This window comes from Butyrivibrio sp. AC2005 (assembly GCF_000424145.1).
GTDB lineage: Bacteria > Bacillota > Clostridia > Lachnospirales > Lachnospiraceae > Butyrivibrio.
Map to the genome: position 1 here is coordinate 1 of NZ_AUJI01000028.1, position 14,576 is coordinate 14,576.

General features: G+C 41.2%; 13 protein-coding genes. 1 reads left to right on the top strand and 12 read right to left on the bottom strand.

Translation table 11 applies throughout. From position 1 onward, the window contains the following. Positions 1–214: 214 nt before the first annotated feature. From G602_RS0107895 to G602_RS28755, 6 genes are all read right to left on the bottom strand, one after another. Positions 215–562, bottom strand: coding sequence for a type II toxin-antitoxin system HicB family antitoxin (locus tag G602_RS0107895; RefSeq protein ID WP_022766333.1), 348 nt, complete (start codon positions 560–562; stop codon positions 215–217). After that, complete coding sequence (locus G602_RS0107900) at positions 559–819, bottom strand: type II toxin-antitoxin system HicA family toxin (RefSeq protein ID WP_013282470.1); 261 nt, start codon at positions 817–819, stop codon at positions 559–561. Before G602_RS0107900 ends, G602_RS0107895 begins: the two co-directional genes overlap by 4 nt. A 78-nt stretch (positions 820–897) precedes the next feature. Further along, the gene (locus G602_RS0107905; RefSeq protein ID WP_155829732.1) at positions 898–2,226 is read right to left on the bottom strand and encodes a hypothetical protein; all 1,329 of its coding nucleotides are present in this window, start codon (positions 2,224–2,226) and stop codon (positions 898–900) included. After that, entirely contained in the window at positions 2,207–3,205 is a 999-nt protein-coding gene (locus G602_RS0107910) for an ATP-binding protein (RefSeq protein ID WP_022766335.1), read from the bottom strand. The genes G602_RS0107905 and G602_RS0107910 overlap by 20 nt, the downstream gene beginning before the upstream one ends. Before the next feature lie 3 nt (positions 3,206–3,208). Beyond that, entirely contained in the window at positions 3,209–5,146 is a 1,938-nt protein-coding gene (locus tag G602_RS0107915; RefSeq protein ID WP_024864881.1) for a Mu transposase C-terminal domain-containing protein, read from the bottom strand. After that, positions 5,139–5,795 (bottom strand): hypothetical protein, encoded by a 657-nt coding sequence (locus tag G602_RS28755; RefSeq protein WP_022766337.1) that lies wholly within the window; start codon positions 5,793–5,795, stop codon positions 5,139–5,141. Before G602_RS28755 ends, G602_RS0107915 begins: the two co-directional genes overlap by 8 nt. Before the next feature lie 351 nt (positions 5,796–6,146). Between G602_RS28755 and G602_RS0107925 the strand changes: the two genes are divergently transcribed. Next, positions 6,147–7,175: a tyrosine-type recombinase/integrase gene (locus G602_RS0107925; RefSeq protein WP_026658521.1), complete on the top strand. Its 1,029-nt coding sequence runs from the start codon at positions 6,147–6,149 to the stop codon at positions 7,173–7,175. A 4-nt stretch (positions 7,176–7,179) separates the two neighbouring features. Here the strand turns inward: G602_RS0107925 and G602_RS0107930 are convergent, their stop codons facing one another. From G602_RS0107930 to G602_RS28760, 6 genes are all read right to left on the bottom strand, one after another. Continuing rightward, entirely contained in the window at positions 7,180–8,841 is a 1,662-nt protein-coding gene (locus G602_RS0107930) for an SPOR domain-containing protein (protein WP_026658522.1), read from the bottom strand. Between the two features lie 90 nt (positions 8,842–8,931). Next, positions 8,932–11,508 (bottom strand): heavy metal translocating P-type ATPase, encoded by a 2,577-nt coding sequence (locus G602_RS0107935; RefSeq protein ID WP_026658524.1) that lies wholly within the window; start codon positions 11,506–11,508, stop codon positions 8,932–8,934. A gap of 7 nt (positions 11,509–11,515) precedes the next feature. Then, positions 11,516–11,830 (bottom strand): metal-sensing transcriptional repressor, encoded by a 315-nt coding sequence (locus G602_RS0107940; RefSeq protein ID WP_196808621.1) that lies wholly within the window; start codon positions 11,828–11,830, stop codon positions 11,516–11,518. A gap of 129 nt (positions 11,831–11,959) precedes the next feature. Further along, positions 11,960–12,115 (bottom strand): hypothetical protein, encoded by a 156-nt coding sequence (locus G602_RS30240; RefSeq protein WP_155829733.1) that lies wholly within the window; start codon positions 12,113–12,115, stop codon positions 11,960–11,962. A 4-nt stretch (positions 12,116–12,119) separates the two neighbouring features. Then, the gene (locus tag G602_RS0107950; protein WP_026658526.1) at positions 12,120–13,592 is read right to left on the bottom strand and encodes a hypothetical protein; all 1,473 of its coding nucleotides are present in this window, start codon (positions 13,590–13,592) and stop codon (positions 12,120–12,122) included. A 93-nt stretch (positions 13,593–13,685) separates the two neighbouring features. Next, the gene (locus tag G602_RS28760; protein WP_026658527.1) at positions 13,686–14,567 is read right to left on the bottom strand and encodes a transglutaminase domain-containing protein; all 882 of its coding nucleotides are present in this window, start codon (positions 14,565–14,567) and stop codon (positions 13,686–13,688) included. Positions 14,568–14,576: the final 9 nt, after the last annotated feature.

The following is a 14,576-nucleotide window of genomic DNA, read 5'->3' on the forward strand; positions in this document are numbered from 1 at the left end:
GAATCACTTCTACAGATTATAATGTCCTAATTTTCTCCACAACTTTTTTAAACTCATCATATCTAATTTGCTCAGAAAAGGTTTCATACCCTTATTTTTTAATAGTTGAAACAAATAAAGAAAAGCCTTGTCATCAAGGCCTTTCCATTATAAAATCCATCTTTAGTTATCAGTTCTCGAATCGGCGAATTAACAAAAATATTGCGTCTTTGGGCTAACCTTCTAGGATGTCCAGTTCATCATCAATAGCTCTGGATACAAACTGGTTTATTGTGATTCCTTCATTGGCAGCATATAATGCAATTTTCTTGTGCTGTTCGGGTTTAATACGGACATTGAAGGAGCCTTTAAACTCACGCTCAGGCTCTTTACCAATCTTTTTGCAGTAATCCAGGTAATTATCTATACAGTCATGCATTGACTGGGAAAGCTCTTTTACCGATTCTCCATGAAAGTTCAGAGAATCATTGATTCCGAGAACATGACCGATAAAAATCTGATCTTCCTGGTCAAATTCTACCTTTGCATGATATCCGTTGTATTCCATCAGTGAACTTATCATTCTATCTCACCTACTTCCTTAAGAAATGCTATGACCATCTTTACATGATACCTGTACAGCTCATTGCCTGGGTGTGGACCGTCAAATTGAAGGATGCGCTTGGTTTCAACATGATAATAGCCTATTCCTGATCCTCTTCCGCCCTCGAACTTTTCGCAGCCACATTGCTTCATAAGTGCGTCCAGTTCTCTTATTGTAAAACTTGTCGGTGCGGGTTTGGACAGTATTTTTTCTAGTAATTTTGATTTCTTTGGCACAGTAATTCCTCTTGCAACTATTTTCTAGTTACAATATAACACTTTAGCCCTACCTCGTCAATTCCAACAGAGTAACAGCTAGCATTTCCTTATTTCATACATATCTTCATGTTTCAGATACAATACCTGATATGTCGGGATTATTAGTGTGTTCCATGGATCAGATATATATACTCCGCCTGTAGACGTTGCTGATTTCTTGAACTGGATCCATAGGTCATCTATCATATCTGACATGATGAAAAGTTTAAGATAAACTTTATCTGCTTCAGATTCGCCAATTTCGTAAAAACGTATCCCACCTACACAAGTAACATCTTCCAGAGTATATGACCGTAAATTTCTTTGCATTACAGGCCGGATGTTGTGTCCAAGGCAGGCTGCGCTGATAGCATCACCGGGCTCTTCGAAGCCCTGCATTATCCATGTGAAGCATATTGCGAGCAGTGTCATATCCGAATCACGGATACTGTCCACGTAATGTAAGGTGTTAACATCGTTTTCTGACAGTGAGAAAATGCCCTTGCCTATGATAGACATATATTTTGCGAATAAAAAGCAGTCAACCATATCATAAGAGTCATACTCTGCAGGCATAATACGGAAGAACTTCTTTATGCGCTCAAATGGGTTATATACTACATTCTGCTGATTAAACCACGTGAAGAAACCCGCTTGAAAACAATCATATGTTTCCGGGCGTCGATCAACATACATTTTCGATATTATAGGCGTTTTATCTGCTTCTTTAGAAAGAATAGGTGAATAAAGATAACTTATATTTGAAGTGTACACTTTCCCATATTTTTCAAAAGATCTATTGATCACATCTGTATCATAAAAGTCATTTGGATTAGTCCTGCAACAAGGAAGGGGTAATAAATAAGCATTAAATCCTGTCCCTTTATCATACGGACTGCATCTGATTCCTTCAGCGTGATAAAAATTATGTTCAAAAACAAATCTCCCATCCGTCCCTGTTCCCGGGTGGAAAGGGCAGGTCTTTACATAATGGAACTGATGGATTATGCTATGATATCCATCTTTCAGGCATTTGGGGCATATTCGCATATGATATGTACCAAAATAAGATCTTGCAGTGTTATAATCCATATGCGCAAAGATTTCCATTTTGTCTATATACCACTGGGGCAAAATTTTATTAAGGCACTCGATTGTTTCTAAACTGTTTCTGCAATGTCCATCCATCTGAAATCCTTCTATATATTTCTTCTCGTTGGTCGCTTCAGCTCCAAGCATTTTGAGCGCATGTTTACTTGAACATATGTTGACCCTGCAAAAGTTTGCAAGAATGCTGAATATGGATTCATAAGGTCTCACCCATTTTTTATCCCATCTGTATTTTCTGGAAAAAAGTAAATCCTCTTTATTTAGTGTATTCATCATCTGATTCACCATAGCCCGAAAGCGCTACACAACTTTCAAGTTCCTTTCTCGTAGGGAATGCAATTGGACTGCTTCCCAGTTTTCCATGCTTATTGAGGCAGATCACCAGTGAATCTATGAAATATTTCATGGGAATATCTTCTGCCGCAATCCTCTTTTGGATCCTTACACTCTGAAATGCTTCCCAGAAGTCATTGCTGATATCAAAAAAGGTCTTACCATCTGCGTAAGGAAAATAAAAATCCACAAGTCCATCCGATAATATTTCATAGTCTGTAATGCAAACATGAAGTTTATCTACCGAAGCCATGCAGAACTGGAGCTCTTTGGGATCCTGTATACCAAAGAACTGGCTTTCATTGATCATGAAACGTCCAACTATCTGATCTTTGCCCTGAAGTTTAAAGGAATGCTTAAGATCCTTAAGTTCCCTTGTCCCGTACATGAACACAGATAACTGGATATCTTTTCCGCTAAGATTGTTATATAAATCCATAAGCCAGTAAAAATCCTTTTCCCTTAGTTTCCAGGCTTCATCAATGAACATGACTGCTTTCTTAAAGGGGGTCTCGTGAGCACGTAATATAAGCTCATTAAGAACTCGTTCTTTTAGTATTAGTGCGGTACTGTATCTGGGACATTCATAGCCCATAGCCATAAGTATCGAGGCATAGAAGTTTCTCTCAGTTTCGGGGTGATCAGTCACATTCCATATAATGACCATTTCACGGCTCCCATATTGATTTCTTATGGATTCAGCTACATAGTTCATGCACACCGTCTTGCCTATCCTGGCTCTTCCATAAGTAATACTCCCACAAGCTCCTATGCCGAGCCATGAATTGATTCTCCGTTCTTCATCAAGGATGCTCTTAGTCGGAAATACAAGTTTACGGGAAGTAAGATAGCGGATAGTCATCTGTGATATGAACTGTTCTGATATATTATTAGCTGATACAGCTTCTTTTGCAGAATACACGCATTAACCCTCCTTTCTGTTTTGGAACATCAACGTATAAAGGTCTTCCGGTGAAAGACCTTTAATATCTTCATATCTTAGTACAGCCCCAGTTTCCTGTTTTTTACGTACAGTCTCCAGGTTAAATGTATTATCACTTTGCTGTTCTGCTGCTATGCCCTTGCTAATCTCACGTCTGACTATATCTGCCCTGGTAGCGTTTCTCCGGCTTTTCTTTCCTTTGACATCAAGGCTTGATATATATGCATCTATCGGTGTATCAAATATTAGTTTTGATCTCCCACGCTCTCTGGCAAGCTTCAGGGCATTCTTTCTCGTCCTGACGGAATGTGATTTTGTACCGAATTCCCCACTTGCCTTAAGCGTGTCTATATATCTGCCATCCTGATCATATGCCTCAATACTGGAAATATCCCTGGGGTCATAAAGGATGGTCAGTGACTGTCCAAGGTAGTGTTCAGTGGCAGAGAGTATCTTGCTACGATACTCAGTACCCATAAACTGAATATATGCGTGTTTGCCATGTGCTGCCCTACCTCTGACAGTGCGTTTGTCCATCCTCATGTTCAGACGTTCTATGACTGATATGATCATATCTTCGTCAGCCACATATGGGTAAAGCCCTGCTTGAAACAGTTTGCAGCTCATGCACTCTAAGGGTGAAAGTCCATCTACCCCTTTATGGGGTGTGTTATTATACTCAGCTATGAGAACATCTATCAGTTCAGTCATCTGTTCATATGTGACATCATATTTTATTGCATTTTTTTCAGGGTTTTTTCTGACAGGATCTTTGGTATCTGACCCGGTTGTTGATGGCAGCATATGGAATCCTCTGGACTCTAGCGTTCCGAAAAATCTTTCAACAATTCCTCTTGTTTCGGGAGTTGCAACAGATCCATAGTTAACGCAGCAGCCAAGCTCATCTACAAGTTTTCCTACCGTGTATGCTGACAGATGCGATTTTGCATTATCCAGCATTATTGAATCAAAGACTGCATATTTGAAATCAGAAAACGCGGTTGAATAGAAACCGCCATTAGATGGATACTGAAGTCCTTCGATGGTCAGATCCAGCAGAGTTTTCGGTATGATGGCATTTTTAATAGCATCCATGACATCATACTGGTCGTAATTAAATTCCTGAGAAAGGGAATATCCAAGGATACATCTTGTTGCTATATCTATCACGGCTATTAACCACGCCCTTGTAGCAACAACCTTGCTAACAGTGCCGTCTGTATTGGGTACATCAATTACATATTCGATATCTATGATGTGGCCGTCAATCTGTACTGTAGCAAAAGGAGCCACCGGATTGACTGTAAGCCTGTGCCCAATCCCTGTAGACGCAAGCTTCTGGGCAGTATTTTTATCAAATCTTCTGGCATTTAAAGAAATGTTATCAGCTTCAAGTTTATGGACGTAGGCACACATGCTGACATATCCACGGTTTTCTGTAGTAAATGGGTACTGCCACTCTGTGATGCCAAGATTGCGGCATTCTTTAAGAAATAACCTGTGAAGTGATGTTATGTTCATGTTCCTGACAAGCGTATATTTCCTGTCACCAAAATAACACCCTACTATGAACTCTTTCAATTGAGGATACTTCTCCAGAAGCTGATCAAACTCTCTGCCATGTCCTGATCTCGTTTCTCTAAAGGGTTTACTTCCTGTTAAAAGACCGTGATATCCAAGAATATTCCCTGTATCATTTGAAGAAAGACATCTTTCTATCAGCGATACCATTCTCGAACCGGGGATACCTGTCATTTCAGTAATCTTTTTTACAGATTCGCCATCTATGTACATATCTACAGCCTGCTTATTTAGCATATACCTACTTCTTTTAGATTCAGGGACAGTACTGATAAGCGGTTCAGTCCACATGCTCCTTGCCTGGCGGAGTTCTTCGATATTATATTTTTTATTAGCCAATGGAGATCACCTCCGTATCTGCAGAGATGCAGTCTGTATTCATATTGCTCAGTGTGACCAATCCTCTATAGTACAGATCTGAAATATAATCCAGCGCTCTGTACTTTTCTAGGCGCCCCATCTTTTCAAGTTCACCGATACATATATGCCTTTTTGCCTGGATAAAACTTAGGAAGATCCTGTCTGCATTTAATCCACAAGCTGTGAATCTTCTGGCCCTGGCTGCAAGAAGCGATATATTTCGGATATAGAAAGGTCCTATTTCAATATTCTTTTCGTTTCGGAATACAAAATTGACATCATTCTGTAAGCACCACGCCGACTGGCAGGCAACCTTCACATGATCCTTACTATCATCAGAACTGCAAAGATATGCAACACCTTGATATTCTTCTGTTCCGTCTTTATATTTTACCCATGCATTGAACAGAACCTTTGACTCCTTCCCTCCTATATAGACAGTAGTTTCCAAAGGATATTCACAGTACCACTCCACATCAGGATTCATCTCAAGAGTAAGAATATTCTCATATTCAAGGTTAGAAAATACTGCTACTCTTCTCCGAAGTTTTCTGCTGTGAAATACCCAATAGTTACTGCCATAGCTTGAACTTCTCAGCCTGAAAATAGGTTCCTCGTATCGATACATTTTTAGTGCACCTCCTATCGATAAAATTAAGTTTATATAACGATAATATTATCGGCATAATTATATCCTTGGCACTCATATTCGGCTTTTTACACTTTTATCTATAAAATTACGGCTTTTTACAAAAATAGCTTAAATGGTACGGCTTTTTACGATTTTTAGCTTTAAAAATTTAACCTAAATGGAGAGTAATGTAAAATGTGAAAAAAAAGAAAGCCCATGGTTGTGAGCTTTCTCGTATATGTATATTTTACTGTTTTAGGTTAATCTGACATTTGCACGCCATTACAAAAACGGACATCCGACAGCATTTAATCAGATATACACTATGGTTTACAGAGGTGGATGATTATGAGCCACGAATACAGAGATCAGCTTGATATAAAGAACAATGAGAAAATAAATGAGCTTTTAAATGAAATGCCGGAATTTGTTGAATATTTCTATGACCATATGGTAGCCAAAGGACGTTCAACAAACACAATTCTTGGTTATATGTATGAAATTAACGTTTTCCTTAGATTTGTACAGGTAATTGCAAAAAAGGATTCGGTAAAACACATTGAGGTAGCCGATCTTGAGAAATTACGTCAGAATAACATCGAATCCTACATTGCAAAATCCGAAAACGGCAAGGAACTGTCAAATAATGCAAAATGCAGGAAGCTTTCTGTATTAAAGACGCTGTATACATATTATATTGGCAATGAAATGATAACTAAAAATCCGACAGCTCTGACAGAAGGCCCAAAGATTAAAGCACATGATGTAATAAAGCTTTCAGATTCTCAGGTATCGGCGCTTTTAAACGCTATCAAAAGTCAGGATAAAATGTCTGAGCATGCAGTTAAATACAATGAGCGCATGGTTTCAAGAGATCTGGCAATAATGATGACACTCCTTGGAACCGGCATGCGTATTTCAGAGCTTGTCGGGCTCAACATTTCCGATATCGACAAAACTGACGAAAAAAAGCGTTATCTGCGTATTGTCAGAAAAGGCGGCGACGAGGATAAAGTACGTGTTATAGCCCCCGTTTACAATGCAATAACTGAATATCTGATAGAATCAAGACCTCAATTGGTGAGTTCTTCAAGGGAAAATGCGCTTTTTATCTCAACCAGAGGAACCCGTATGTCCGTAAACGCCATACAGAAAATGCTTGAAAAATACTGCGAAAAAGCAGGGCTTCCCGACAACATTTCACCTCATAAGATGCGTGCAACCTTCGCAACAAAGGTATACGCAGAAACCAAGGATATCTATGCAATCAAGGATGCCCTTCATCACAGTACCATCGATACTTCCAAACACTACATATCAGATAAGGAAGCAAGGATTGATGCAGCCGCAGAGGCGGCAGGATCATTTTTTGAATAATTGGCTAATCCCACCAGTAACTTCCGTAAAATCTGTCTATATGATCCCCTGTTACAGCTACATCGAACATTCCGATAAGGGCAGGACCTTTATCTGCGTAGCTGTCAAAATCAGTCTGTGCAAGCTCTTCATTCTTAAGAAACCACTCAAGCACAGACTGACCTTCCTCATAATTACCGAAAAAGCTCATGTTGCAGGAAGGATCAAATTCCGTTTCCTCATCTATGATCAAGGTCATCTCCTTTTCATCATCCCCCATGAGTGAACTGGTCTGAACACCGCTAATCGTGACCTTGTCCTTAGAAAAATCCATAACGTCATGTGAATATACTGTGTAATATATCCTATGCATTACCCTTTTACCGGAAAACTTAATGTATGCTTCTTTGTAGCCTGAGGTTTGTGCATTAACAAGAGCACCTTCTGCCGATGACTCTGTCTCAAATTTATCGTAGGTCACACAATAATAAGGCTTCTTACTCAGATTCTCCCATTCCTGTGAAAAGACAACCGATGCCACAGCGCCCTGATCCTCTACTTCCTGAGCAAGTGCCTGTGCATCCTCCAGATCCTCAAAAGCACCTATCCATACGCCGTAAAAACCTTCGTCATAATAGTCGTTTGGCAGAGTATATGCATCGTAATTATAACTATCAGTAAGTACTTTACTTACTTCATCAATAGTTACGAAAGGAACATCACTTTCGTCGATTTTCTCAAGAATCATATGGCTTCCACCATCTGTTGCCAGAGAATTATCCCATATGAAATCCAGCTCTATGGAGCTATCTCCATCTAAAGCAAGCTGTGCTTCATATTCCATCGGCATGCTGCCTGATCCAAGAACGCTATAAGTACCGCTGAGCAAATCATCACTGTTCATGTGGTACTCACCGCCTGCAAAAAACACCTCTGTTCCGGGAGTCTCTCTGTAAAGCCTGAGAATACCCTTCTCGCCAAATTCTACATAGAGCGGATTATCAGAATCCTTTTCTTTCCAAAATCCAATCATTTTCCCGGAAAGATTACCGGATCCGGCATCATCCTTGAACATATATGGAAATGCATCCTCAACCTTCTCATCTAAATTAAAATGCAATGTTTCCTCATTATCAGAGAAAAAAGCTCCCGTAAAATCTATTCCACCATCTGTAAGCATAAGTCTGCAGGGTTGCGGAGCACTCTGATATTTACCCATATTGGACATAATAGAAAATACCAGCATATCGCAGGTAAAGACATCATCATTCTGATTTTTTGCTACATCCTTATCATCAGGAATAAATTCAGCACCCCAAAATGTATATGCTTCGATATGTTCAGAGTTTTCATCCTCATTAGCAATCCCCACATACGCGTAGAGATTGTCAGCAAACTCATAAATATCAAGAATATAGTACTCACCTTCACTGTTTTTACAGCTGTACTTACCGCACAGGCGCTTAGCAAGAGACATCTTCATCTCAGGAGCTTCTGCAGCATCAGACAAATCATCCTGTGGTTTGTCTGCCGCAGGTTCTTCCTCAGAATTATCCACCACCTCTTTACCCGGAGCATCAAACACCCCGTTGCTTCCTGAATTACCGGAGGCTGATGTTACCTTCGAACATCCCGATAATAGTACTAATGATATAAGCAGACATGAAAACAATGCTTTCCTTTTCATTTATTTCCCCCTCAATTCGACCTAATACCACTATTGGACTACTATTCACCTTCGATTATAGCAGATATCAAAATATTTTTTGTTGAAAAATCACGCAATTCCTGCGTACTCATAGCCTGCTTCTGTAACTGCTTCCCTGATAAGAGCCTCGTCGACATCCTTTGAATTTGTAATAGTTACCATATTCTCCTCATGTGATGCTACAGCGGATTCAATTCCGTCAATAGCCTCAAGTGCCTTCTTTACATGAGCCTCACAGTGTGCGCACATCATTCCGTTTACCTTAATCTTCATTTCTTTGTTCTCCTTTTCTTTTTCATCATTTGTATTTGTATCATTATCAGTCTGAGCATCTGCTGACTGTATGACTTTATAGTCAATCGGATTACTTACAGCCTTGTCTTTTGAACCATCATGTACTTTTAGCCAGTTAAGCCTTAAGGCGTTAGATACTACGCAAAAGCTTGAAAGCCCCATAGCCGCAGCCCCAAACATAGGATTAAGTGTCCAGCCAAAAGCGGCAACATAGCATCCTGCTGCAAGCGGAATGCCGATAACATTGTAGAAAAATGCCCAGAAAAGATTTTCATGAATATTCCTGATTGTAGCTCTGGATATTCTTATGGCTGCTGCAACATCGCGAATACTGCTCTTCATAAGCACGACATCCGCTGCATCTATAGCGATATCTGTTCCTGCTCCGATGGCAATTCCGACATCCGCACGCGTAAGTGCCGGAGCATCATTTATTCCATCGCCAACCATTGCAACTTTTCCATGCTCCATGAGCTTTCTGATAACAGCTTCTTTTCCGTCGGGGAGTACACCTGCAACTACTTCATCTACTCCTGCCTGTTCCGCAATTGCTCTTGCCGTGATCTCATTATCGCCGGTCAGCATTACAACATGGATGCCCATTTTCTTAAGCTCACTAACCGCCTGCGGCGTATCATCCTTTATGGTATCAGCAACCGCAATTATTCCGATAAGTTTATTATCTTTTGTGAAAAGAACCGGTGTCTTGCCCTGCGCAGACAGTTTATCCATGGCTTTGCTGTTTAACGCATCAGGGCTTCCCAAAATACCTGTAATAAATCTTGTATTTCCACCTGCTACAAAAGTGCCGTCAAGCTTTGCCCTTAGACCGTTTCCGGATAATACTTCAAACTCTGTTGTCTCAATAAGCCCTATATTATGCTCTTTTGCATAATCAATGATTGCTTTTGAAATAGGGTGCTCGCTTTTTGATTCCAGTGCATATGCAGCCGCCAGCAGTTCATTTTCACTGATACCGTCTGTAGGAATAACATCGGTAACACGCATAACACCTGTCGTTATTGTTCCTGTCTTATCAAGCGCAACTATCTGCGTTTTCCCTGTAAGCTCCTGCACTGCTGCAGTCTTAAACAGAATTCCGCTCTTGGCACCAACACCGTTTCCAACCATTATCGCCACGGGGGTTGCAAGTCCCAAAGCGCAGGGGCAGCTTATTACCAGAACTGATACAGCTCTTGCTATGGCATATCCGAAGGTTTGCCCTGCCAGTAACCACACTATAAAAGTGACAAATGCAATACCGATGACCACCGGCACAAACACTCCCGATACTCTGTCGGCAATCTTGGCAATCGGTGCCTTGGTTGCCGCAGCATCGCTAACCATTCGTATAATTCCTGCAAGAGTTGTATCCTCACCAACCCTGGTAGCTTCACATACCATATATCCCGAAGTATTGATGGTTGCAGCTGATACCTTATCTCCTGCCTGTTTTTCTACAGGTACGCTTTCTCCTGTAAGTGCTGATTCATTAACTGCACTCTCGCCCTCTTTTACAATACCATCTACGGGTATACTGTCTCCGGGTCTTACAACAAATCTGTCTCCAACCTTAACCTCCTCTATCGGGACAGTTTTCTCTGTATCACCTTCCAGAATGACAGCGGTCTTAGGAGCAAGCTTCATGAGTGCTTTCAGTGCATCTGTGGTTTTTCCTTTTGATCTCGCCTCAAGGGTTTTTCCTACCGTAATCAGTGTCAGGATAGTTGCGGCTGACTCAAAATAGAATTGATCCATGTAGTACATGACCTGATCCCGGTTTCCATCCATCACAGCACCGGACATGGCAAAAAGAGCATATATGCTGTATGCATAGGAAGCTGTAGCTCCAAGCGCTACCAGCGTATCCATATTAGGAGCCCTGTGAATAAGTCCCTTAAATCCACTGACAAAAAACTTCTGATTTATCACCATGATAAATCCCGCAATCAGCAGCTGATATAATCCCATTGCCACATGGTTACCATCAAGAAAGGCAGGTAGCGGCCAGTTCCATAACATATGCCCCATTGAAACATACATAAGGGGAATCAGCAGAATGACTGAAGCTATCAGCCTTTTTTTCAGTACCGGTGTTTCCGTATCTTTCAGCGAATCCTCATAGCCTCCTGCCGTGTTACTTACCTTATTTGCATTCTTTAGACTTGCGCCGTATCCTGCCGACTCTACAGCCTTAATTATTTCTTCCGGAGATGCGCTTCCCTCAACGCCCATGGAGTTCGTGAGAAGACTTACAGCACAGCTGTCAACACCGTCTATGGCGTTTACTGCCTTCTCGACTCTGGCCTGGCATGCAGCGCAGCTCATTCCTGTTACGTTATATTGTTCCATTTTTCACCTACTTCATAAGCTTCTGCAGCGTAGCCACAAGCTCGTCAATAATCTCATCATTACCTTCGCGGATATTATCTGCCACACAGGTTCTCATATGATTAGCCAAAAGTACCTTATTAAAGCTGTTTAGAGCACAGGTGATTGCAGATACCTGCACCAGGATATCGGTGCAGTATGCATTGTTTTCAAGCATTCCTTCTACTCCTCGCACCTGACCTTCTATCCTTTTAAGCCGGTTCATCAAATCTCTTTTTTCCTTATCGTCTCTGTCTTTATGTTTGCCGGAGCAATGCGGACAGCAGCCATTCATTTCTTCCATATTGTTCTCGTTCTCAGACATATATTTCCTCCAATATAAATACCCCGCCAGGGTATATTGCTTTTTCTACAATATATACCCTGGTGGGGTATCTGTCAAATGCATTTTGTAAAATTTATTCTAACAAAATTACTCCCCGGTAATTTCAAGCAATGTGTATCCATCATCAGGACATACAGCTGCTTTTCCACCGACAGCAGGAACCTTGTTCGATAGGTCATGGATCGTTTCAATCTCTTCCAGCGGATATAAGTAAGCCTTTATCGGAAGATTGTCATATTCCATATATTTATTCAGAAACGTTATAGTAGTCAAGCCAGTAGTTGACATCATAGCCCTTTGATACCACATCATCTATAATTGCTAAGCCCGTTCCTTTTGGTATTATTCGCCCCTCCCCGACAAGCTTATCTGCTTCGGCTGCAGTAAGTGAATAGTATGAATTACTTACCCCATAATCTTCGTATTCCAAATCGTTCACGGCATATATGATGAATTCTGCCCGCAAAAAATCATAATTGTCACCGGGTATTCTCTGAAGGTCAGTCACCACAGTAAATGCGTTCCCAAGATAGGTCTCCCCGTCTATTGAAGGCTCTGTATACCAGGCTGTATTGTCTTCGCTTATCTCTATGGTGCCATTATATGGATTATCAGCTTCCACACCAAAGAAATCACCTTCCTCAAGGTTACTCCCGAAATACCTGCCTAGTATCTTATTTACGCTGCTCTGGTCGATCCAGGTGCGGCCATTCTCATATTTCAGACCGGAGGGATCATTTAAAAGCTTCCACACCAGAGTAAAATGTGCCCACTCTGCGGGATTATAGCCCGCGCAGTCATAATTCTGCTCTGAGAAATTGGACAGGAAAATGTTAACGTCATGCTGAAGCTCTTTGGACATCTCTATGGTCTCTCCCGTGGTTTTCAGCGGCCATACCGCTTTCAGTGTGTTCTTTGAAAGGCCGTAGGATTTAAAATCTTCCTCGTAGTCACCGAGATAAGCTCCTATATAATCCGTCGTCTGAAGCGCCCCCTCCTTAGAGCCAAAGTCCAGCAACAGGCATACTCCTCCATCAAGCTCTGCTCCTGTTATCCTTACCGAATTTGCTTCATAAGGCCGCCCTGTCTTTTCTGCAATTGCTTCCTGCAGCTCTTTTGAATTGATGATTCCTTCCTTATCAATAACAGGATAGGGAGTCCACTCTCCGGGCATACTGGTATACAAAGTAGTATCCCATGCTGTAACACCGCCGGTTCCAAGGGTGTAATGCGTTATAAGGATTTCGCAAACATTTCTGTTCCCTAAGTCCTGGAACTCTATCACTTCTCCCTCATTCGGAAGTGCAGAGTAATCATCCGTTGTAAATGTACCTTTCCTGGTACATTCAAATACGTAGTGTTTTCCTTCTCTTTTTATCACGTCCGGTTTATGGTCGCCGTCAAGATCCTTATCCTTATATTCCGGTATCACGTCACCTATATCGCCCTCAAAATCCGCATATTTCCCACCGTCCACAAGATTAATGGCATACTTATTAAGGATATCCTCAGTATCCATTTTATAGGACAGTCCATAAAACTCATCTGCCAGAGATGAAAAATCAGGCCCTCCATCCCACACATTCTCTTCTATCTCTTCAGGCTCTTCAGGATTTTCAGGCTTTGAGACAATTTCATCGTTCACCACATTGTCATAGCCGGAAAGCAGGCAGCACATAATTGCAGATATCAGAAGTACAGATAGTTGTTTGATTTTCATCCGGTCACCCCCGTAACCATTGTAGCTGATTAAGCACTTGGAAAAACTCCGTTGGATTTTGAGGTCCAACGGAGCTTTTGGCGTTGTCAGGTATTAATATTTTGTTCCGGTAGCTTCAGGTGTAACTGCCATGAGTGAACGAATAACATCGTTACCAAGGTCGCCCCTCTGATGATAGGACGATGTTCCTGATTTTGTAGTCAGATTTGACATCTCAGCAGTTGTAAGGCAGAAGAATTCTCTACAGATATTGCCCCCCTGTGTAAGTCCATCATCAAAGGTAACATCTACTTCATACCACTTACCGTCATCAAGCTTAATTACGTTCCACTGGTGAGCACCACCACCACCAAGGCCACCGCCTGCATTACCATATACGCAGAAGCATTCGATACCGGCAAGGTCACAAAGAAGCTTATAAGCCCGTGCGTATCCTGCACATACGGACTGCTTGTTTACAAGCGCCTCGTATGCTGTCTGTCCGCTGTACTCTCCACTTCCATAAGTCACAGTCTTTATAAGTTCATCATGAAGAACCTTAGCCTTCTTATACTTGCCCTTTTTACCTTTTGCTTTCTTGTAAATCTTTTGAGCTGCCTTGAAGGTTCTCTGTGCCTGATCAGGAGTAAGTGCTCCGTCCATCTTATAAGCAACAACGTGATCAGCCAAAAACCACTGCTTTCCTACAAGTGTATCCTGAGAATACTCAGCCTGTTTCCAGTCATTCTTCTTAAACTGTTTCCTTCCCTCTTTATATCCTGACTTTAACTGCCCGGACATTTTCTTATAGTAAACACCATTCTTCTTTATATATTTTTCATAGCTTAAAGTCTTCTTACTTTTCTTACTTGATTTATTCTTGGCACTTGCCTCTGTTTTTGTTTTAGCATTGACATCAACCGAAGAAGCAGGCTGTGCGAAGGCAAGCGTAAATGCCAGCATTAACACTGTTAGTTTTTTAAGATATCCTCTCATATGAAAACC

Bases quoted from the DNA above. Each gene is read 5' to 3' on its own strand.
- G602_RS0107935 (WP_026658524.1), bottom strand. From the start codon at position 11,508: ATGGAACAATATAACGTAACAGGAATGAGCTGCGCTGCATGCCAGGCC.
- G602_RS30240 (WP_155829733.1), bottom strand. From the start codon at position 12,115: ATGGAATATGACAATCTTCCGATAAAGGCTTACTTATATCCGCTGGAA.
- G602_RS0107925 (WP_026658521.1), top strand. From the start codon at position 6,147: ATGAGCCACGAATACAGAGATCAGCTTGATATAAAGAACAATGAGAAA.
- G602_RS0107895 (WP_022766333.1), bottom strand. From the start codon at position 562: ATGATAAGTTCACTGATGGAATACAACGGATATCATGCAAAGGTAGAA.
- G602_RS0107930 (WP_026658522.1), bottom strand. From the start codon at position 8,841: ATGAAAAGGAAAGCATTGTTTTCATGTCTGCTTATATCATTAGTACTA.
- G602_RS28755 (WP_022766337.1), bottom strand. From the start codon at position 5,795: ATGTATCGATACGAGGAACCTATTTTCAGGCTGAGAAGTTCAAGCTAT.
- G602_RS0107950 (WP_026658526.1), bottom strand. From the start codon at position 13,592: ATGAAAATCAAACAACTATCTGTACTTCTGATATCTGCAATTATGTGC.
- G602_RS0107905 (WP_155829732.1), bottom strand. From the start codon at position 2,226: ATGATGAATACACTAAATAAAGAGGATTTACTTTTTTCCAGAAAATAC.
- G602_RS28760 (WP_026658527.1), bottom strand. From the start codon at position 14,567: ATGAGAGGATATCTTAAAAAACTAACAGTGTTAATGCTGGCATTTACG.
- G602_RS0107940 (WP_196808621.1), bottom strand. From the start codon at position 11,830: ATGGAAGAAATGAATGGCTGCTGTCCGCATTGCTCCGGCAAACATAAA.